Here is a 16,422-nt window from a genome sequence, read left to right as displayed (position 1 = left end):
AATGCCGCGCACGCCTTCGCTGTCCTACGAAGTACTGGACGAGCTGCGCCGCGCGGCCGAGCGGATCCCGCACGGCCAACGCTCGCGGTTCGTGAGAGAGAAGGCCGATGCCCTCTCCGTCAATCCGAGCACGATCTACCGCGCGCTCGAGGGGACGGTGCGTGTCCGGAAGCGGCGCTCGGACGCCGGCGCCAAGCGGGCCATGGACGAGGAAGAGTACCTCACGATCGCGGCCATGGTGGTCCGCTACGACTACGACGCCGAGTTGGCGATCGACACGTACAACGCGGCCCGCGTGAACGCCGGGCTGCCGGAGCTCGCGTGTCACCCGGAGACGCTCCGGCGCTACCTGCGGGAGGACCGGATCAGCCGGCGTGACAACGCCACCGACCTGCGCGTGCACCGCCGGTGGGAGGCGCCCTACCCGGGCTACCTCATGCAGATCGACTCGACCTGCGCCCACTCCTACTACATCGATAAGGACAACACCATCGGCTACGAGGCAGCCGTCGTCCGCAACAAGAACAAGGATGGCAACGGCCGCCCGCGGGTGTGGCTGATCGTGATGGTGGACGACCACACACGCGTCAGGTGGGGCCGCTTCTACAACTCCGAGGACGGCCTGAGCTGGCTCGACCTGATGCTCAAGTCGTGGCGCAAGCCGGCGGACCCGACGATCTGGCCGGCCTACGGCGTACCGGAACGCGTGTACGCGGACCAGGGATCCGGCATCCGTTCGGGGCTGCTGAAGCGCGCGATGGCTCAGCTGGAAGTCGAGCTCACCCACGCGAAGCCCTCCACCGAACACGAGACCAATGCCCAGGCGAAGGGCAAGGTGGAAGCGGCCGTCAGGATCGTGCAGGCGTTCGAGAAGGTGACCAGGTGGCGCCGGTTCGACGGGATGGAGGAGATGAACCAGGCGCTCTGGAAATTCCTCGTCGCGCTCAATCGCCGCCCGCATTCCGAGACGAACATCGCCCCGTTCCAGCGATGGCTCGGCAACGGCGCCCAGGTGCGGCTGCTACCCGATTCGGAGATCACGCGGCGGCTCAGCTACCAGGAGACGACGCGCCTGGTGCGTACCGACCTCACGATCGAGCTGAAGGGCACGACGTACCAGCTGCCCCGCCGCGCGCCGTTCATCGACTTCCTGAAGACCAAGGTTCCGGTGCTGTACCTCGATGCGGACATGAGCCGCATCACCGTGGTGCTCGATCGCGAGGAGCACGAGATCGCGGCCCAGGAGGCCATGCCGGACGCGGCGGGCGAGTTCAAGAGCGCGCCGGTGCCCGCCGGCGTGGAACGCAAGCGCGATCTGCTCAGCCGGGAGCTGTCCATCATCGACGCCGCTGGCCAGGTCGTGCCGATCGATCCGCACCTGGTGCTCGACTACCGGGTCCGGAAGTCGGAGACGACCTACGTCGGCCGGCCCCAGGAGGTGGAACACCCGCTCGCCGCCGCCGCCGCGCCCACGCGGCTCATCCGCCGGAGCAAGGTGATCGACCGCCTCGCGGCGGAGAAGCTGATCGGAACTCCGCCCAGCGCAGCCGACAGACTCGTGATCGAGGCGCTGATCTGCGGACGGCCGGAGATCCCAGAGGTTGAGCTTGAGGAGTTTCTGAAGGACCGCGGGGAAGGCCACCAGGGCCCGCGGCTCACCCTGGTGTCGGCGTAGAAAACCGGCACCGCAAAACTTTCGAGGAAGGCGACAACCCTGCCATGCCATCACACAAGCTTCCCGCAGTTCCGGTCACCGTACCGGACGAGCTCGCCTGGGCGCGCGAGACGCCCGAGGCGATGCCCCTCCCGATCGTGCGGGTGGGTGGGTGGTACGGGCTCCGGAACCATGAGGGCGAGATCGTCGCCCTGGTATCCGATCCCACCACCGCGGTCATCCTCAGCTCAGCGACGACCGCGCTATACGCCTGCAGCTTCGCGCAGAGCGTCCTCAACTCGCTCGGCCCGATGGAGCTGTCGGAGCAAATGTCCACGACCATGTGCGCGTGGGCGGTGTCGCTGTCCCAGCGCGAGTTGCCCAGCGAGGCTTTCGCCCGACCGGAGGAGGAGGTTCAGCAGGGGCGGGCGGAGGTGGCCCATGCGTGATTCCCAGAAGGTGGACCTGCGGCCCTACCGGCGCATCGCAGCCACGGAAGAAAACCTCAAGTACCGCAAGCAGGACTACCTGCGGAAGCGTGGGTGGAGCCCGCGCTGCGACGTGCCAGGCGCTCTGTGGGTGTGGACCCGCACTTGGCGCGGGATGCTGCTGATGGGCCCTCTAGACTTCGCCTTCGTACTGCAGGGCCATATCGACAGCGGTGTTTACGCCGACGAGCCGCAGGTGGCGGCGGCGGTCAAGGAGGCGGCACGTGTGTAATCCCACGCCCCACACCCTCGCCGCCCGGCTGCCCGACGTCAACGCCGAGACCAGCCGCCCCGACCTCGCCGCCCGCGTGACGCCGGCGGCGGCCTGCGAGACCTGCGGGACCATGGTCGCGGCGTCCACGCGCACGAAAGACGGCGCGCTGGGCTACGCGTGCACCCTCTGCACCGAGGCCGCCAACGAGATCCGGCGGCGGTTCTACATCGCCGAGTCACGCAAGCGAATGGCAATGGAAGAGCAGATCCGCCGCGTCGTGCGCGAGGTGCGCAGCGGCACGACCGATCTGCCCACGTTCGACCAGCCGGATTTCTGATGGTCCGGCTCACCGCCTCGGCCAAGAAGGGCGCGATCCTTCGCGCGCTCAGCGTCGCATGGCAGCTCTTCCAGGAGAAGAACGCCGCGCACATCTCCTCCACGGCCGCAGTCCTGGCGGAGCGGTCGCGCCAAGCCGTAGCCCGGCTCCTTCCCGAGGTGCCGAACGGCTACACCGTCGCCGTTCAGATCACCGTCGACCAGGACCCGCTCGGGGACTGGTCGGTGGCGATCCTCCTCAACACCTCCCGCCCGGAGGACACCCGCCGATGAGCCCGCCTCCCGTCGCCGTCGCGTACCGCGCGCGGGACTACCTGGCCGAGCACGGCATCCACCTGAACGACCTGGTGGACCGCCGCGGCCGGAGCAAGACCAGCTGGTCTCTGTTCCTCGCGGGCAAGCGCGAGGAACAGAAGGGCTCCCCTCGGGCCGACGTCGAGGCCGTCCTCCGCGAGCGCAACGTCCCCGTACCCGCGGACCTGTGGGAGAAGATCGGGCCCGAACCCGCCGGGGCGCGCCGCCGCCCGGCGCGCCCCAACACCGCCACACCTCGTCCGGAGGTCCTGATGGAAGCGCAGTTCCTTTCGGAGACGGTGCTCGCGAAGCACCGGCTCTTCCGAGACCCGTTCGCGCCGGAGGCGATCGCCGACGCCGACGGCAAGCCGCGGCTCATGAACATCTACCTCAGCGCAGCCCACCGCGCGGCGCTGATGCGGCTCACGCAGGTCATCACCCGTGCCGGCATGATGGCGCTGTATGGCCAGCCCGGCGTCGGCAAGAGCCTGCTGCGGGACCGCGCGCTGCACGACGCGGCCGAGCTCACCGCCGGCAAGCTGATCGTCGTGGCGCCGGCCAACATCGAGCGCCGGCGGATGACCGCGCACCACATCGTCGCCGAGCTGCTCCGGCAGCTGGCCGACTCGCCCGACCAGGTCACCCCGCGGAACGTCAACGCCCGGGACGCGATGCTCGCCGAGGTCCTGCTCCGCCTGTACAAGGCCGGGCATCGCGTCATCCTGGCGATCGACGAGGCGCACGAGCTCCCGATCGAAACGCTGAAGGACCTGAAGCGCCTGCACGAGGTGCGGCACGGGTACCTGGCTCTCCTCGGGATCCTGCTCGTTGGCCAGCACGAGCTGCGCACCCGCATGGACCCTGAGCGCAGCCCCATCCTGACCGAGGTGGCGCTGCGCTGCACGACGATGGAGCTGGGTCCGATGATCGAGCGGGGTGAGGTCCGCGGCTACATCGCCGCCCGGCTGGCGCTCGTGGGCGACGCGAAGGTCGACGCCCTGTTCGAGGACGACGCGATCATGGAGATCGAGCGGCGCCTCGGGGTCCACCGCCAGCAGATCGCGCTGCAGGTCAACAACTGCGCGACCGCCGCCCTGAACCGCGCCAACGTCCTGGGCGATGATCGCGTCACGGCGGAGCATGTCGAGGACGTGTTCAGCGCCACGCGGGAGGAACTCCAGCGCTGGGGGTCCGCATGAGCCGGCTTCCGCTCCGACTTCCGTTCTTTCCGCTACCGGGCCGGAAGAGCCGCGAGGCGGTGCTCCTCGTTCCCGCCGGGAGCCCCTGCGGGGACGCCCACGACTGGCGTAAGGAGGCCGGCACCCGCTCGCACGATTACGAGGAGTGCCGCAACCCGCAGTGCCGGGCGCGCCGCATCGTCGACCTGGACCCGCCTCTCGGCACACCCCCGACCGAGCCGATCGACGTGTCCTGGGTCCACGAGATGGATCGCTCGCCGGAGATCGTCGGGGCCGAGCGGCTGTTCCACCGGGTGCTCAGGGTGGCCCCGTGAGTGGTGGCGAGTACTCGCCCGCCGGCGTGTGCAGCAGCTGCCCGTACCGGGTCACCTGCCACGCCGCCCGGCAACGCGTCGTCGAGCAGTACGCGCTGCCGAGCCGGTTCCGGTGCGTCTTCTTCCACGAGCACGTGCGCCGCGCAGTCCTGCGCGCCGTGCGTGCCCTCTTCGGGGGCCGGTCGTCGTGATCTCGATATTCGATGAAGATGGAAACCCTAATGAGTCCGTCCTGCGCGACATCGAGGCGGCGAGCAAGCTCCCGCCCGGCGATGCCCTTGCGACGATCTACATCCTGCCTGACGGGCGCCTCATGGACCTGGTGATCGTCTCGATCGTGGAGGTGCCCTCGCCGATGACCCAGCGGCGCACCGTCGCCCTGGCCGACATGGGGACTGGGCACGAAGTGCTCATGTACGAGACGACTCATTGCGACTCCGGGCACCCGATGGCATCGGTCGAATCTCGCGACGTGTGGCTCTCGTGAGCGCCGCGGCTATCCACGAGGACCTGCAGCGGCTCGCAGGGTTGCATGGCCACGCGGATGTGGCGGCGTCGCTGGTCCACCTGGTGGGGAACCTCGCCCGCAGATCCACGCGGGGATCCCGCGAAGGATCGGCTGCCGAGGAGAGGCTGGCCCCGCCGCTACCGGGCGCGTGGAGCGTGGCCATGCGAGATGCCCTGGGCGAGCTCACCAAGGCGCACACACCGAGTGACGTCCTGGACGCCTGCATCGCCTGGCTGTCGGGCTATGCCGATCGCGGCGCCCTCGCCCGCGCCGTCGACGAGGCGGGGGTGACCTACGTGGTGCGGGTCCACATCAACGGCCACTTCGCCGCGCTGCACGGGGGAGGCACCGCCTGGATCCGCCAGCAGCTGACGTTCCACGCCGCGCTGCGCAATCCGGCCAGCGCCGAAGTTCTCTCCGTCGAGGAGGAAGGTGTCGATGCGTACTGAGACCGACTACAAAAGGTTCTGCCACGAGGGCGTACAGGTTCGGTTCCTCGGTGTCACTGACGATGTGTATGACTTGAACGCGAGCGAGGCGGGGTTCGCGCAATCCACTGACTCGAACAACGATCTCAGTGCCAGGGTGGAGATCCGCTGCGACGTCTGCGGTGAGGCCGAGGAGATCGACATCGAGGACTGGGAAGAGGAAAGGGACGGCTTCACCAGGTGCATGCGCGTCGCGTTCGAAGCGGTTGCTGAGGAGCGCGGTCTCGATCTATGAAACGCCCGTTCTCCGTGCCGAACCAGGCCGAGCTGAAGCAGGCTCTCTGGGATGCAGCTGTCGACTATCACGTCGCGCTCCTGCTGCGCAGCGCTGCCAACGAACGGTATGGACCGCCATACGACGCGCAGGGACGCGAGCAGGTCGTTTCGGCGCTGGTCCGGTACAACGCTGCTTCCGGCCGCGTCCAAGAGGCGGTGCAGTCGGCGATGACTGCGGGCGTACTGTACCGGGACGTGGCGGACGGGTCCTACTTCCTGCGAGTGGACGGGGTATTTCAGACCCGCAGGAAGCGCTGGGTCACGGCAGGCGACGATGGCCACAGAAATTAGGAGGAGCAGAGCGCGGTGGTTCGTCTGCCCCACGTGCCCTGACGGCGAGGAGAGGGCGTGGCCGGCCAGTGCGTTCCGTGCGTGGATCGCGGCGGGTCGGCAAGCAGGGCGACCCAAATACCCGTGCTGCGATGCGTGCCTGTTCGAGCGGTTTCCGCGCGTCTATCGGAGCTGTACCGGTTGCGGACGTCTGATGAGGCGGAGAAAGACCGACGTGCAACGAGAGCAGGTTTGCCGAGGTTGCTTCTCAGATGGCCAGTAAAGGCGATGTTCCGGGGCAGAAGGCGCGGTGGAGACGGCGCTGCCGGGACCGAGCTCAGAGTGATCCAGAGTTCGGTGAGAGGTGGCGAGCGCAGCGCCGGCACGAGAAGGCTTGCGCACGGGCCCGGAAAGCCGGGAAACCGCCGCCACCGAAACCGGGCTACGAGGAAGGAAAGCAGTGGACCTTCGATCCCAACCCAACGCTGTGCAGGTCGTGTGGCGGAATGATCGAAAAGAACGCGCTCTATTGCGATACCGTGATCTGCAATCCGCACAAACGTGCGAAGCGCAGGCGTGCGATGCAGAAGTAGCGACAGAACAGAAACAAACAATGGACCCTCAGCTCGCGCTCCACCTGGACACGACGCGTCCGGCGCTCTCATGGGATCAGCTGGATCCCGACGAGGCCGCCGTGGCGCGCGTGCTCCAGTGGGGCCGGGCGAACGCCCTCCAGGTGCCGGAGATCGCGAGCGCTGCCGGGCTGCCGAGGCGCCGCACCCAGGAGGTGATCCGGCGGCTGGTGTGCGATCACGCCTGGCCCGTGGGCACCAGCATGACCGAACCGCACGGGAACTACCTGATCGACTCGGCCGACGAGCTGGAGGCCACCTACAACCTGCTCCGAGGCCGCGGCCTCGAGCACCTGCAGCGTGCGGCCGCGCTGAAGCGGATGTCGCTGCAGGACATGATTCGAGCAGTGCAAACGGAGATCTGCTCCCTGAACTAGTTGGAGTGAGAATGAAGGATCAACCGGAGCCGCAACCGAACCCCCCTGGCCAACACGGCGGGGCGACTTTGATCGGCAACATCGTGTTCATGGATACGCAGCTTCTGCAATCGATGCTGCAGGCCTCAGAGCGCCGCGGCCGCCGCCAGGGCTACTGCGAGGGCGCTCGCGACGCGTCGCGCGTCCTGGGCGTCACACGGGGGGCGTGAAGGCGTATGCCCACGCCCGCCGAAACCCGGAAGCTGTTCGCCGGCGCACGCGAGGCCGGACTCGACGTTGAGCAGCTGCGCGACCTGGTCGAAGCCGCCAGCGGCCAGCGCAGCACGAAGCAGCTCAACCGCGACCAGACCCGGCAGGTGATCGACGCCCTGGTGAAGCTGGGCGCGCGCGCCGGCACCCCCGGGAGGAAACCCTCCGGAAAGAGGCAGCCGGCGGGAGTCACGGCGATGATCACCCCCGCTCAGCGGACGTACATCGCCGACCTTCGCGCGCAGCTCGGCGGCGACTGGCTGAAAGACGAGTACTTCGCCGGTGCGTGCAAGAAGCGCATGGGCAAGACCGGCCTCACTACGTCGGCCGATGCGAACCGCGCGATCGAGCTGCTCAAGAAGCGGATCGCGTACAACGCTCAGCGGGCGGCGGGATGAAGCGCGAGGAGGAACTGCGTGCGTTCTGGGAGAGCAAGATCCCGGAGGCTTGGGACGCGATGTTCCTCGTCGACGCTCACCGCGCGATCAACCGCCACCGAGAGGGGCAGCGGCCGATCATCAGCCTGCGCACGCTGCAGCGCCGGGCGGCCGATGGACTGATGGGCGCGTTCGGCGGGCCGGGTACCGGGCTCGGCGACTACCGCGTCCGCCGCGGGCCGCTGATCGATTGGCCGCGGAGGTGGGGCTGATTCCCGCGAAGCCAGGCTACAGGATCATCATCCGCCAGGGGCGATACAGCTGGCAGGAGCTCAGCGACTGGCGCGACCAGTTCGAGACTGTCGCGGGCGGAATCGAAGGGGTCCGCTGGGTAGATCTGGACGAGGGGATCAACCGGATCGCCGTGGGGGTGACCTCCGGGCGTGCGCGAGCGCAGGTCCGGCAACAGGCGGACGAGCTAGGAATTGCGACCTCGGCGCTGAGCATCCAGTCTGTGGATCAGTGCGCGCCGGAGGCGCTGGACTGCAATGATCCCTGCACTCTCAATCCGGATAGTCCGGACTGCAACACCGATCCGTGCGAGCTGAACCCGGACGACCCCTCGTGCCAGGAGCCCGTGGAGGAAGTGTGGTCGGGCGGCGAGATCAACGCCTCCATGAGCTACGCGGCTCCGGGGCAGGACCTGGATTCGGAGTTCAACGTACTGCGGGGTGGAATTCGGATCCGTCACTACACCCCCTACGGAGAAAGCTCGTGCAGCATCGGCGCCGTCGCCTACAGCCCCACCCACGGTGCGGTGTTCGTGACCAATTCCCACTGCACCTATTTTCAGGGGGAGGTGTCCACGGGCGCCAACGGTGAATTCTTCCAGAATTCGCTGTCGCGACCGCTCTTCGTCGGCATCGAGGTGCGGGATCCGCCTTATGACCGACCCTATGGCTGCAGCTGGTGGTCCACTTCTCAGGCCTGCTATCTCAGCCGGAACAGCGATGCCGCGGTAATCCAGATCACCAACCGCCAGTCGGAGCGCGGGACCATTGCGCGCCCGGCGAACCGGAAGCTCGAGGGCCAGGGGCGCGGATCGACCGTTATCAACGCGAGCCGCCCGGTGCTGCGGATCGTCCGCGATCAGGTGACCAGCACAATTACGGTTGCTCGGGGGAACCGACTGGACAAAGTTGGATCAACCACCGGCTGGACCTCGGGAGTAGTCCAGGCCGTCTGCCGTACGGAGTACCAGACTTCGCCGGTCAAGCGCAGGCACACCTGTCAGAACGTCGTCAACTACACGAACGACTCTGGGGATAGCGGCGCTCCCGTCTTCTATCTGGCGAACGACGCAAACGGGTGGGTTTGGCTGCTGGGTATCCACCACTCTAGGAAGGCGGTGTATAGTCCGCTCACGCAGGTCGCTCGTGACCTCCCCGGCCTGTCCTACCGCTGACCAGATCACCGGTTCATCTTCGACTCGCGACACAAACTCGGGCGAGCGCCTGACATTCTTGGCGACCGCGAAGGGGTGTGGCGCTGCCGCACCATTGTCGTCAGGCCGCTGGGAAAACATCCCGGCAGCCGCAGGTGATCCCTCCCGCGGCTGCCGTGTGTTTTCGCCGGATCGCTGTGCGTGTCGTGCCACTTCAGCGCTGCAGGAGGACGGTCCGGGGGCGAGCCGCCCCTAACGGCCGGTCCGGCTCGCGACCCTACCTTGAGATCGAGCGCAGGCGGTGCCCAGCGATGGGGTATTCCAGGTACTTGTAGCCGGCCCATCCGGGAATCAGTCCCGGTCCGGGCCCCGACAGCGTAAAGCCTACGTACCGGGTGTTCACCGCCACCGTGTCACCAACCTCGAGCCCGAGCGAATCCAGCGACGGCCCGTCGTCGCCGTGCAGCAGCGCCACCACCCGGTTGATGTCGCCGCGTCGCCCCGGCTGCTGGTACGCCAGCCGGTCCAAGTGCACCAGCGACACCAGCCCCTGGCGCTCACCCGCGGGATCACGCACCACCGACCGCACGACCGCTGCTTCGTTGATCAGATCGGCGGACGCTGGAGCGGGACCCTGGTATGTGCCGAAGAGGTTACCTTCGCACGCCGGGAGTGTGAGCGCGACGCCGATCGCCACAAGGGCGATCCAAGCTTGCCTCCCGTAGTTTCTGAGCCGCATCGTGGCCGTTGCCTAGCAGAAGTAAATGTACTTGTAGTTCGGGATACCGGAGTCCATGGCGCGAGCCTGCGACTCCGTGATGTCGACGTCCTAGGTACGCGCGACGAACACCGATGGCGCGTGTCATTGATGCAGCATTATGGCGCATAAGTAACGGGACCGTTGGAGGAAGTCAAGAATGGCCTGTCGCCAAGCTTGCGCGGCGGCCCGCTACACTGACGATTGTATGTTAGGCGCGGGATCGGGCGCGGCTGCATTGTGTTGGATCGCCGGGCCCGCTGGAGCGTTTCCGTTTTCCGTTGAGTTCCATGATGAAACCTGTCACGTACGTCCGGCCCAGATGGACGGGTCTGTTCCCCGCCGTTATCACCGCGGCGCTTCTCGGGTGCGGTGCCCAACCGCCCCGGCCTGCGGGCGGGGCAGCCGGCTCTGACACAGCTGCATGGGCCGGGACTGCACGGACGTTCCTCTCGACGCTGAACGATCGGCAGCGTGCCGTCGCCTCGTTTCCCTTCGACCATCCGGAGCGCACCCGGTGGGCGTACGTTCCGGAGAGGCGCACCGGCATCCCTCTGCAGATGATGGATGCCGGGCAACGTGCAGCAGCGTTCGAGTTCCTGAGCACCGGTCTGAGTGAGCGCGGCACCGGGCTCGCGCGCGGCATCATCGAGCTCGAGGGCATTCTCCGCGACTTGGAAGGAGCGGGCAGTCTCTTGGGGCCCCCGCGCGATCCGGAGCTCTACTTCCTGGCACTCTTCGCCGGGCCGGGTGGTACGCACCCCTGGGGCTGGAGCTTCGAAGGCCATCACCTCTCGGTGAACGTCACGGATCTTGGACCACACGGGCAGATCGTCGCGCCGCTCTTCATGGGTGCGAACCCGGCGCGCGTCCCCAGCGGCCCGCGGGCAGGGACTCGGCTGCTCGCCGCGGAAGAGGACCTCGCCTTCGAGCTGCTGCACATGCTCGATCCTCGCCAACGCGCCCGCGCCACGATCGCCGCGCAGCCATCCGAAGACATTCTCACCCGCAACGTTCCCGTGGTGGGAGGGATGGCATTCGCCGGCCTGCCCGCGGCCGAAATGACGATTGCGCAACAGCGGCAGCTGCGCCGGCTGCTGGAATTGTACGCCGGACGGATGGCAGACTCCGCGGCATCCAGGCAGCTGCGGCGCATCGATGAGGCCGGGTTCGAGCGCCTGCACTTCGCCTGGGCCGGGGCGCACCAGCCCCGCGAGCCGCACTACTACCGCATCCACGGACCTACCGTGCTGGTGGAGTACGACAACGCCCAGAGCAACGCGAACCACGTCCACACCGTCTGGCGCGATCTGGAGAACGATTTCGGAGGTGATCTGCTGAGGAGGCACTATGCACGGCAGCCTCACCGCTGAACCCGGCTTCGCACCACAGCGTACCCAGAATACGGCCATGTTCCAACTGGAGTGCATTGACCATGTAGCCCTCCTGGTGCGCGATGTCGAGCGCTCGGTGCGCTGGTACGAGGAGGTTCTTGGGCTACAGCGAATCTTTCAGGAAGTCTGGGGGAGCTTTCCCGCTGTCGTGGGCGTTGGCGGCACCTCGCTCGCCCTCTTCCCGGTAGCGAGCCCGACTCCCAACCCGCCACCCGGCCGCGACACGATCTGTGTGCGCCACATTGCGTTCCGTGTGGATGAGCCGAACTTCCAGGCTGCCCAGGAGGATCTCCAGCGCCAGGGGATTCCCTTCCGCTTCCAAGACCATGACGCTGCCCATTCGATCTACTTCGAGGATCCTGATGGGCACCAGCTCGAGATCACCACCTACCTGGTCTCGTCTGGCCCATCCGCGGCCTGACAATCGGTGGTAGGGATGCGAGAGGAAGAAGATGATTTGCCAGCATCTGATTCAGTTGGAGCACCATCACGGCAGCCGGGTTCGAAGAGACGTTCCGTGGTGCTGCGTGGTCGAAGAACTGCCGAGAGTGGGTCTACTTCGATTGCGTCCTGCCGACCGATTTGATTCGAACGGCATTTTCCTTCGAGCCGTGCGTAAAGGATCACGCGCATCGAGGAACGCACGATGGCCAGGAATCAGGCTTCGTTTGCGAGATTCACAAAGATGGCATCATGGGTCACCATCCAGATTTCAGCCGTGATGCAAAGAGGTTCATTCCGTAGAAGTCGCTTGCCAGTCGAGCCCACGCATGCAACCTGCGAAGACACTGCATGCACGGCTCCTTGGCCCAGGCTCGAAGGGCGGCATCTGAGCCGTTTCCGGCTGAGAGGAAGGTCTTGCGCGCCGGCCTCGCGCCTCTGACCTTTGCCTCGTTCGGCGGCTTCCCTCCTCCATGAGCCCTCCATGTGCGACTGCTCCGGTGACCAGGTCCTCATCTATGGCGCAGGCGCCCTGATGCTGGTTGCTACGGTGTACCTGTCGTGGCTCGCCTACAGCGTTACATCCTGGCCCCAGGTCCGCGGGACGGTTACGCTCTTGACGGCCGACGAGATCATTGGCGAAGACGGATTTTCCTGGACACTCCGTAAGCTGCGGTACACGTACGTGGTGTCTCACAAGCGGTACGTAGGAAGAAGGGTGCGGTTCGGGTTGGGTCATTGGCGCTTTTCCGGGGTCTATCAGGCTCATGCGGAGCGCCTGGCCGTGGGAAAGTCCGTTACCGTGTGGCACCATCCACGCTGGCCGCGGCTGTGCACCCTCCAACCAGAAGGAATGCCTGGAGCCAGGGTGCTCATAAGGGCTGGAGTGCTTTACATCGTGATGATCGTGATACTGAACGGGTGACCCGCCGGCCTTTTACCCTGAAGCTTCCTCACATGATCTGGCTTGCCCGTGCCGGCGAGTTCTATACTGCGCTGATTCTTCTGTACTTCGCATCCGCGCTGCCGATGTACGGTGCTTCAGTCGAAGAGCGAGTGCGACAGCTCCTTCTGGCTGGCGCCGGTTTGCTAGGCCTTATCCTGGCATTCCGTCTCGGCCGCAGCTCCAAGTGGCGGAGGCCGGCGGCGGTGCTCAGCGTGCTTGGTATGCTGTGGGCCGCCTCCACCCTTAGAGCCCTTTGGGCTATGGCTCCGGCCGGACCCATGCTTGGACTGGCTGCAGGGCTCATCGCCACGGTGTTCGGTGCACAGCTTGCTGTCGGCGTCGTGCTGGTCAGGTCCCGCCCTGGGCCACCCAGTGTGGCTGCCGAGCCCCCGAACCAAGTGATACGTCGTACTGGCTGATCATCCCGGACTCACCAATTTCCTCCATGCTGATCGCGCTGACGCAAGCAGTGCCGCCGAGCATCGTCCAGTGCGAACTCACGCACCTGGAGCGCGTGGATATCGATCTCGCCCGTGCCACCGAGCAGCACCGCCGCTACGAGGAGGCGCTCGTCGAGCTCGGATGCACCCTCCAGCGGCTTCCTCCCACACCGGAGCTGCCGGACTCGGTGTTCGTCGAGGACACGGCGGTCGTGCTCCCGGAGCTCGCCGTCGTCGCCCGGCCGGGCGCGGAGTCGCGCCGCACCGAGGTCGCCTCCGTCGCGGAGGCACTTCGGCCCTACCGGCGTCTGGCCTTCATCGAAGCCCCGGGTACGCTCGACGGGGGTGACGTCCTGTGCCTGGGCTCCCGCATCTGGGTGGGGCTCTCGGAGCGGACGAACGCCGATGGGATCCGGCAGATGGAGAGCATCGTCTCGAACTTCGGATACGAGGTTCGATCCGTCACCGTCCAGGGCTGTCTGCACCTGAAAACGGCCGTCACCCAGGTGGGCGAGCGCACGGTGCTCCTGAACCCGGCCTGGGTCGACGCCGCGGCGTTCGATGGGCTGGATCGGATCGAGGTGCACCCGGCAGAGCCGTTCGCGGCGAATGCGCTCCGGGTTGGACAGGTGCTCCTGTACCCGGCTGCGTTTCCGCAGACGCGCGAGCGCCTGGAGGAGCGGGGCTTCACCGTCCGCACCATCGAAGCCGACGAGCTGGCGAAGGCAGAGGCGGGTGTGACCTGCTGCAGTGTTCTGGTTGCGACGTAGTGAAGGTAGACGCTCGCCACGCTCGTGGTGTAGATCCGATGGTTCGTCATGGTACACGCTCTCGTGGACGGGGCACATTTTTGCTAAGAACTCGATGACCCTACCCGTAGATGCACGTGTGGCGCTGCCCGATTCGGGGGACGGGACGCAGCGTCCCGCGCCGCTCGTCTCCATCGTCATTCCGTGCTACGTCGCGACGCCGAAGCAGGCGGAACTGCTCGACGAGACGCTGCACACGGTCGCCGCACAAACGTGCCGCGACTACGAGATCGTGGTCGTGGACGACGGATCGCCCCTCGACGTGGGCGCCATCACCGCCCGGCACGCCGGCACCGTCACGCTGCGGCAGGCCAACGGTGGATCGGCCGTCGCCCGCAACACCGGCATCCGTGCGAGCCGCGGCCGGTACTTCGTGTTTCTCGATGCCGACGACCACCTGCTGCCGCAGGCCCTGGAGGCCGGGCTCCGTGCGTTCGCGGAGCATCCCGAATGCGGGTTCGTCATCGGCCGGCGTGAGGAGATGACGTACGAGGGAACTCCCGTCCCGTGGGGCGTGGCCAGCCTGCCGCGCGAAACCTGGCTGTACAACATCCTGCTCGGCTTCGACTGGTACATCATCCCGCCATCGTCGGCGATGTTCCGGCGCGAGGCCGTGGAGGCCGTGGGAGGCTTTCGCGATCCCTGGGGCGCGGACGATCTCGACTTCTACCTGCGGGTGGCGCGCGCGTACCCGGCCTGGTGCTACGAGGAACCCGCGGTGACGCGCTACCGGCGCTACAGCGCCAGCTCGTCGCGCGACGGGGAGCGCATGCTGCGGAGCATTCGTATCGTCTACGGTCGCCAGTGGCCGCTGGTGCAGGGCGACCCGGAGGCCGAAGCGGCCTTCCACCGCGGGCTGGCGCTGCTGACGAAGATCTTCGTCGACTGCCTGGCGGAGAACTTCAGCGACGGCGTCCGGGCGAGAAACTGGCGCCGCGTCCTGCGGACCGGATTCCTGTTCGCGGGTGAAAAGGGCCGCGCCGCCCTGGGGTTGCGCTCGTGGCGGGTGCCGCGGCCATCGACGAGCGGAGAAGCCAGGCACGACGCCGTGCAGCCTCCTCCACGTCAGGAGAGCGGGCGAGTGCGAACCCTGCCCATCTACGCGAGCGATGACGAGATCAAGGAGCTCGTCGTGGAGTGGTCGGAGCTGCTGGCCGAGAAGCGCTTCGCCGAAGCCCTGAGCGCGTTCCCTCACTCGACGCAGGAGTACGATTGGACCCCGGAACTGCTCGAGCGTGTGATCGACGGGTACGGCGTCGTGGACTCGGATCCCGACGTGCTCCAGGAGATGCGCGAGGACCACGGCGTCGAGCGGTTCGAAGTGACGACGCTCCGCGGGCGACCGGACCGTGACGAGCTCGTGGAACGGTCCATCGACGTCGACCCGCGCCGGGTGGACGGGGACGACGAGCTGGGGTGGGTTCATTACTCGGACGTGCCGCTCAACGGGTTCCTGAGCGACCTGACCGCCCGCTTCATCATCCGGCGCGTCGGCGCCGACCGGCTGACGCTGGAGTTCTACGACATTCACGTGATGTAGGGCAGGGGCCGGCAGGCAGGAAACCCTGCCCGCCGGCACCTCGCGCCGGAAGGTCGTGATTGGCAAGGCAAAGACGGCGGCGCCCTTCCGTTCCGCCCTGCTCCGCGGAACCGTGCGTGCTTGGGCGACACCCGCTCGATCGCGCCCATCGACAATCAAAGAGGACGCGCAATGCAGAAGAGGGCCGAGTTCGAAGGCAAGGTGGCAGTGGTGGTCGGCGGAGCGTCTGGCATGGGCAACGCCACGGTGCGTCTGCTGGCCGCCGAAGGCTGCCGGACGCACGTGCTCGACATCACGCCGACCGCGGACGGCTCGTTCCAATCCTGTGACGTCCAGGACTACGAACAGGTTCGCCGGTGCGTCCAGAACATCGTGGACCAGGAAGGCAGGATCGATCTGCTGTTCGTCGCCGCGGGCGTTCACTTGTTCGCCGGCATCGAGGAAACCAGCATCGCCGACTTCGAACGAGTTTTGGCCATCAATCTGAAGGGTCCTTTCTACGTGCTGAAAGAAGTTCTCCCCATCATGAGGAAGCAGCGATACGGGAATGTGGTCCTCATGGGATCGGACCAGGTATTCATCGGCAAGGGATCCAGCACGGTGTATGGAATGAGCAAGGCGGCCCTGGGGCAGCTCACCAAGAGCAGCGCCATCGACTACGCTCCCCACAACGTACGGGTCAACTGCATCTGCCCCGGCACGATCGACACCCCGATGCTTGCGCCATCGATCGAACGATTCCACCAGATGAGCGGCATGCGGGTCGAGGAAATCCATGCAATGCTGCGGCAGGCACAACCGATCCAACGGCTCGGAACCCCCGAAGAGATCGGCAGGGCCGTCCTGTTCCTGTTGTCCGATGATTGCCGGTTCATGACGGGGGCGCTGCTCAGCGCAGACGGTGGGTACACCGCTCAGTAGGCAGCCGGGTTGTACTCAGAGGCGTGGGCCTGCGCGACTGAGCACGAGTGACGC

General features: G+C 66.7%; 24 protein-coding genes and 1 pseudogene. 24 read left to right on the top strand and 1 reads right to left on the bottom strand.

Annotated features, from left to right (window positions below):
• Position 1 precedes the first annotated feature (1 nt).
• The 18 genes and pseudogenes from VF632_RS21695 to VF632_RS28115 all read left to right on the top strand — a co-directional run.
• Positions 2 to 1,675 (top strand): hypothetical protein, encoded by a 1,674-nt coding sequence (locus tag VF632_RS21695; RefSeq protein ID WP_331025017.1) that lies wholly within the window; start codon positions 2 to 4, stop codon positions 1,673 to 1,675.
• Between the two features lie 44 nt (positions 1,676 to 1,719).
• Positions 1,720 to 2,103 (top strand): hypothetical protein, encoded by a 384-nt coding sequence (locus tag VF632_RS21690; RefSeq protein WP_331025016.1) that lies wholly within the window; start codon positions 1,720 to 1,722, stop codon positions 2,101 to 2,103.
• Entirely contained in the window at positions 2,096 to 2,374 is a 279-nt protein-coding gene (locus tag VF632_RS21685; protein WP_331025015.1) for a hypothetical protein, read from the top strand. Before VF632_RS21690 ends, VF632_RS21685 begins: the two co-directional genes overlap by 8 nt.
• The gene (locus VF632_RS21680) at positions 2,367 to 2,693 is read left to right on the top strand and encodes a hypothetical protein (protein ID WP_331025014.1); all 327 of its coding nucleotides are present in this window, start codon (positions 2,367 to 2,369) and stop codon (positions 2,691 to 2,693) included. Before VF632_RS21685 ends, VF632_RS21680 begins: the two co-directional genes overlap by 8 nt.
• On the top strand, positions 2,693 to 2,965 hold the full coding sequence (locus tag VF632_RS21675) for a hypothetical protein (RefSeq protein ID WP_331025013.1): 273 nt from the start codon (positions 2,693 to 2,695) through the stop codon (positions 2,963 to 2,965). Before VF632_RS21680 ends, VF632_RS21675 begins: the two co-directional genes overlap by 1 nt.
• On the top strand, positions 2,962 to 4,185 hold the full coding sequence (locus VF632_RS21670) for an ExeA family protein (RefSeq protein ID WP_331025012.1): 1,224 nt from the start codon (positions 2,962 to 2,964) through the stop codon (positions 4,183 to 4,185). The genes VF632_RS21675 and VF632_RS21670 overlap by 4 nt, the downstream gene beginning before the upstream one ends.
• Positions 4,182 to 4,499: a hypothetical protein gene (locus tag VF632_RS21665; protein WP_331025011.1), complete on the top strand. Its 318-nt coding sequence runs from the start codon at positions 4,182 to 4,184 to the stop codon at positions 4,497 to 4,499. The genes VF632_RS21670 and VF632_RS21665 overlap by 4 nt, the downstream gene beginning before the upstream one ends.
• The gene (locus tag VF632_RS21660) at positions 4,496 to 4,690 is read left to right on the top strand and encodes a hypothetical protein (RefSeq protein WP_331025010.1); all 195 of its coding nucleotides are present in this window, start codon (positions 4,496 to 4,498) and stop codon (positions 4,688 to 4,690) included. The genes VF632_RS21665 and VF632_RS21660 overlap by 4 nt, the downstream gene beginning before the upstream one ends.
• Positions 4,687 to 4,986, top strand: a complete 300-nt coding sequence (locus VF632_RS21655; protein ID WP_331025009.1) for a hypothetical protein — start codon at positions 4,687 to 4,689, stop codon at positions 4,984 to 4,986. The genes VF632_RS21660 and VF632_RS21655 overlap by 4 nt, the downstream gene beginning before the upstream one ends.
• 182 nt (positions 4,987 to 5,168) lie before the next feature.
• Positions 5,169 to 5,456 carry a hypothetical protein gene (locus VF632_RS21650; protein ID WP_331025008.1) on the top strand — a complete coding sequence of 96 codons (288 nt, stop codon included), beginning with the start codon at positions 5,169 to 5,171 and terminating at the stop codon, positions 5,454 to 5,456.
• Positions 5,446 to 5,730 carry a hypothetical protein gene (locus VF632_RS21645; RefSeq protein WP_331025007.1) on the top strand — a complete coding sequence of 95 codons (285 nt, stop codon included), beginning with the start codon at positions 5,446 to 5,448 and terminating at the stop codon, positions 5,728 to 5,730. The genes VF632_RS21650 and VF632_RS21645 overlap by 11 nt, the downstream gene beginning before the upstream one ends.
• The gene (locus VF632_RS21640) at positions 5,727 to 6,062 is read left to right on the top strand and encodes a hypothetical protein (RefSeq protein WP_331025006.1); all 336 of its coding nucleotides are present in this window, start codon (positions 5,727 to 5,729) and stop codon (positions 6,060 to 6,062) included. The genes VF632_RS21645 and VF632_RS21640 overlap by 4 nt, the downstream gene beginning before the upstream one ends.
• A 592-nt stretch (positions 6,063 to 6,654) precedes the next feature.
• Positions 6,655 to 7,050: a hypothetical protein gene (locus VF632_RS21635; RefSeq protein WP_331025005.1), complete on the top strand. Its 396-nt coding sequence runs from the start codon at positions 6,655 to 6,657 to the stop codon at positions 7,048 to 7,050.
• A gap of 11 nt (positions 7,051 to 7,061) precedes the next feature.
• Positions 7,062 to 7,259, top strand: coding sequence for a hypothetical protein (locus tag VF632_RS21630; RefSeq protein WP_331025004.1), 198 nt, complete (start codon positions 7,062 to 7,064; stop codon positions 7,257 to 7,259).
• Between the two features lie 6 nt (positions 7,260 to 7,265).
• A complete protein-coding gene (locus tag VF632_RS21625; protein WP_331025003.1) occupies positions 7,266 to 7,697 on the top strand; it encodes a phage protein GemA/Gp16 family protein in 432 nt (143 codons plus the stop codon).
• Complete coding sequence (locus VF632_RS21620) at positions 7,694 to 7,948, top strand: hypothetical protein (RefSeq protein WP_331025002.1); 255 nt, start codon at positions 7,694 to 7,696, stop codon at positions 7,946 to 7,948. Before VF632_RS21625 ends, VF632_RS21620 begins: the two co-directional genes overlap by 4 nt.
• A complete protein-coding gene (locus tag VF632_RS21615; RefSeq protein ID WP_331025001.1) occupies positions 7,927 to 9,141 on the top strand; it encodes a hypothetical protein in 1,215 nt (404 codons plus the stop codon). The genes VF632_RS21620 and VF632_RS21615 overlap by 22 nt, the downstream gene beginning before the upstream one ends.
• 6 nt (positions 9,142 to 9,147) lie before the next feature.
• Positions 9,148 to 9,234: pseudogene (locus VF632_RS28115) on the top strand (succinate dehydrogenase iron-sulfur subunit); the annotation flags it as partial.
• A 163-nt stretch (positions 9,235 to 9,397) separates the two neighbouring features.
• On the opposite strand, the gene VF632_RS21610 reads toward VF632_RS28115, so the two are convergent.
• Positions 9,398 to 9,697, bottom strand: a complete 300-nt coding sequence (locus VF632_RS21610; RefSeq protein WP_331025000.1) for a hypothetical protein — start codon at positions 9,695 to 9,697, stop codon at positions 9,398 to 9,400.
• 470 nt (positions 9,698 to 10,167) lie between these two features.
• On the opposite strand from VF632_RS21610, the gene VF632_RS21605 reads away from it, so the two are divergent.
• The 6 genes from VF632_RS21605 (at position 10,168) to VF632_RS21585 (ending at position 16,368) form a co-directional block, all read left to right on the top strand.
• Entirely contained in the window at positions 10,168 to 11,250 is a 1,083-nt protein-coding gene (locus VF632_RS21605; protein WP_331025142.1) for a DUF3500 domain-containing protein, read from the top strand.
• Positions 11,228 to 11,692: a VOC family protein gene (locus VF632_RS21600; protein WP_331024999.1), complete on the top strand. Its 465-nt coding sequence runs from the start codon at positions 11,228 to 11,230 to the stop codon at positions 11,690 to 11,692. The genes VF632_RS21605 and VF632_RS21600 overlap by 23 nt, the downstream gene beginning before the upstream one ends.
• Before the next feature lie 504 nt (positions 11,693 to 12,196).
• Positions 12,197 to 12,637: a DUF3592 domain-containing protein gene (locus tag VF632_RS28310; RefSeq protein ID WP_414682909.1), complete on the top strand. Its 441-nt coding sequence runs from the start codon at positions 12,197 to 12,199 to the stop codon at positions 12,635 to 12,637.
• 466 nt (positions 12,638 to 13,103) lie between these two features.
• Positions 13,104 to 13,868, top strand: coding sequence for a hypothetical protein (locus VF632_RS21595; RefSeq protein ID WP_331024998.1), 765 nt, complete (start codon positions 13,104 to 13,106; stop codon positions 13,866 to 13,868).
• A gap of 94 nt (positions 13,869 to 13,962) precedes the next feature.
• Complete coding sequence (locus VF632_RS21590) at positions 13,963 to 15,447, top strand: glycosyltransferase family A protein (RefSeq protein WP_331024997.1); 1,485 nt, start codon at positions 13,963 to 13,965, stop codon at positions 15,445 to 15,447.
• A 171-nt stretch (positions 15,448 to 15,618) separates the two neighbouring features.
• Positions 15,619 to 16,368: an SDR family oxidoreductase gene (locus tag VF632_RS21585; RefSeq protein WP_331024996.1), complete on the top strand. Its 750-nt coding sequence runs from the start codon at positions 15,619 to 15,621 to the stop codon at positions 16,366 to 16,368.
• Positions 16,369 to 16,422 lie beyond the last annotated feature (54 nt).

The sequence above is a fragment of the Longimicrobium sp. genome, from assembly GCF_036388275.1.
Classification (GTDB): domain Bacteria; phylum Gemmatimonadota; class Gemmatimonadetes; order Longimicrobiales; family Longimicrobiaceae; genus Longimicrobium.
This window is presented reverse-complemented; position numbering and strand designations above follow the sequence as displayed.

Excerpts from the sequence above, each read along its gene's own strand:
- VF632_RS21695 (WP_331025017.1), top strand. The coding sequence starts at position 2 with ATGCCGCGCACGCCTTCGCTGTCCTACGAAGTACTGGACGAGCTGCGC.
- VF632_RS21690 (WP_331025016.1), top strand. The coding sequence starts at position 1,720 with ATGCCATCACACAAGCTTCCCGCAGTTCCGGTCACCGTACCGGACGAG.
- VF632_RS21685 (WP_331025015.1), top strand. The coding sequence starts at position 2,096 with ATGCGTGATTCCCAGAAGGTGGACCTGCGGCCCTACCGGCGCATCGCA.
- VF632_RS21675 (WP_331025013.1), top strand. The coding sequence starts at position 2,693 with ATGGTCCGGCTCACCGCCTCGGCCAAGAAGGGCGCGATCCTTCGCGCG.
- VF632_RS21670 (WP_331025012.1), top strand. The coding sequence starts at position 2,962 with ATGAGCCCGCCTCCCGTCGCCGTCGCGTACCGCGCGCGGGACTACCTG.
- VF632_RS21665 (WP_331025011.1), top strand. The coding sequence starts at position 4,182 with ATGAGCCGGCTTCCGCTCCGACTTCCGTTCTTTCCGCTACCGGGCCGG.
- VF632_RS21650 (WP_331025008.1), top strand. The coding sequence starts at position 5,169 with ATGCGAGATGCCCTGGGCGAGCTCACCAAGGCGCACACACCGAGTGAC.
- VF632_RS21645 (WP_331025007.1), top strand. The coding sequence starts at position 5,446 with ATGCGTACTGAGACCGACTACAAAAGGTTCTGCCACGAGGGCGTACAG.
- VF632_RS21640 (WP_331025006.1), top strand. The coding sequence starts at position 5,727 with ATGAAACGCCCGTTCTCCGTGCCGAACCAGGCCGAGCTGAAGCAGGCT.
- VF632_RS21635 (WP_331025005.1), top strand. The coding sequence starts at position 6,655 with ATGGACCCTCAGCTCGCGCTCCACCTGGACACGACGCGTCCGGCGCTC.
- VF632_RS21630 (WP_331025004.1), top strand. The coding sequence starts at position 7,062 with ATGAAGGATCAACCGGAGCCGCAACCGAACCCCCCTGGCCAACACGGC.
- VF632_RS21625 (WP_331025003.1), top strand. The coding sequence starts at position 7,266 with ATGCCCACGCCCGCCGAAACCCGGAAGCTGTTCGCCGGCGCACGCGAG.
- VF632_RS21620 (WP_331025002.1), top strand. The coding sequence starts at position 7,694 with ATGAAGCGCGAGGAGGAACTGCGTGCGTTCTGGGAGAGCAAGATCCCG.
- VF632_RS21605 (WP_331025142.1), top strand. The coding sequence starts at position 10,168 with ATGATGAAACCTGTCACGTACGTCCGGCCCAGATGGACGGGTCTGTTC.
- VF632_RS21600 (WP_331024999.1), top strand. The coding sequence starts at position 11,228 with ATGCACGGCAGCCTCACCGCTGAACCCGGCTTCGCACCACAGCGTACC.
- VF632_RS28310 (WP_414682909.1), top strand. The coding sequence starts at position 12,197 with ATGTGCGACTGCTCCGGTGACCAGGTCCTCATCTATGGCGCAGGCGCC.
- VF632_RS21595 (WP_331024998.1), top strand. The coding sequence starts at position 13,104 with ATGCTGATCGCGCTGACGCAAGCAGTGCCGCCGAGCATCGTCCAGTGC.
- VF632_RS21590 (WP_331024997.1), top strand. The coding sequence starts at position 13,963 with ATGACCCTACCCGTAGATGCACGTGTGGCGCTGCCCGATTCGGGGGAC.
- VF632_RS21585 (WP_331024996.1), top strand. The coding sequence starts at position 15,619 with ATGCAGAAGAGGGCCGAGTTCGAAGGCAAGGTGGCAGTGGTGGTCGGC.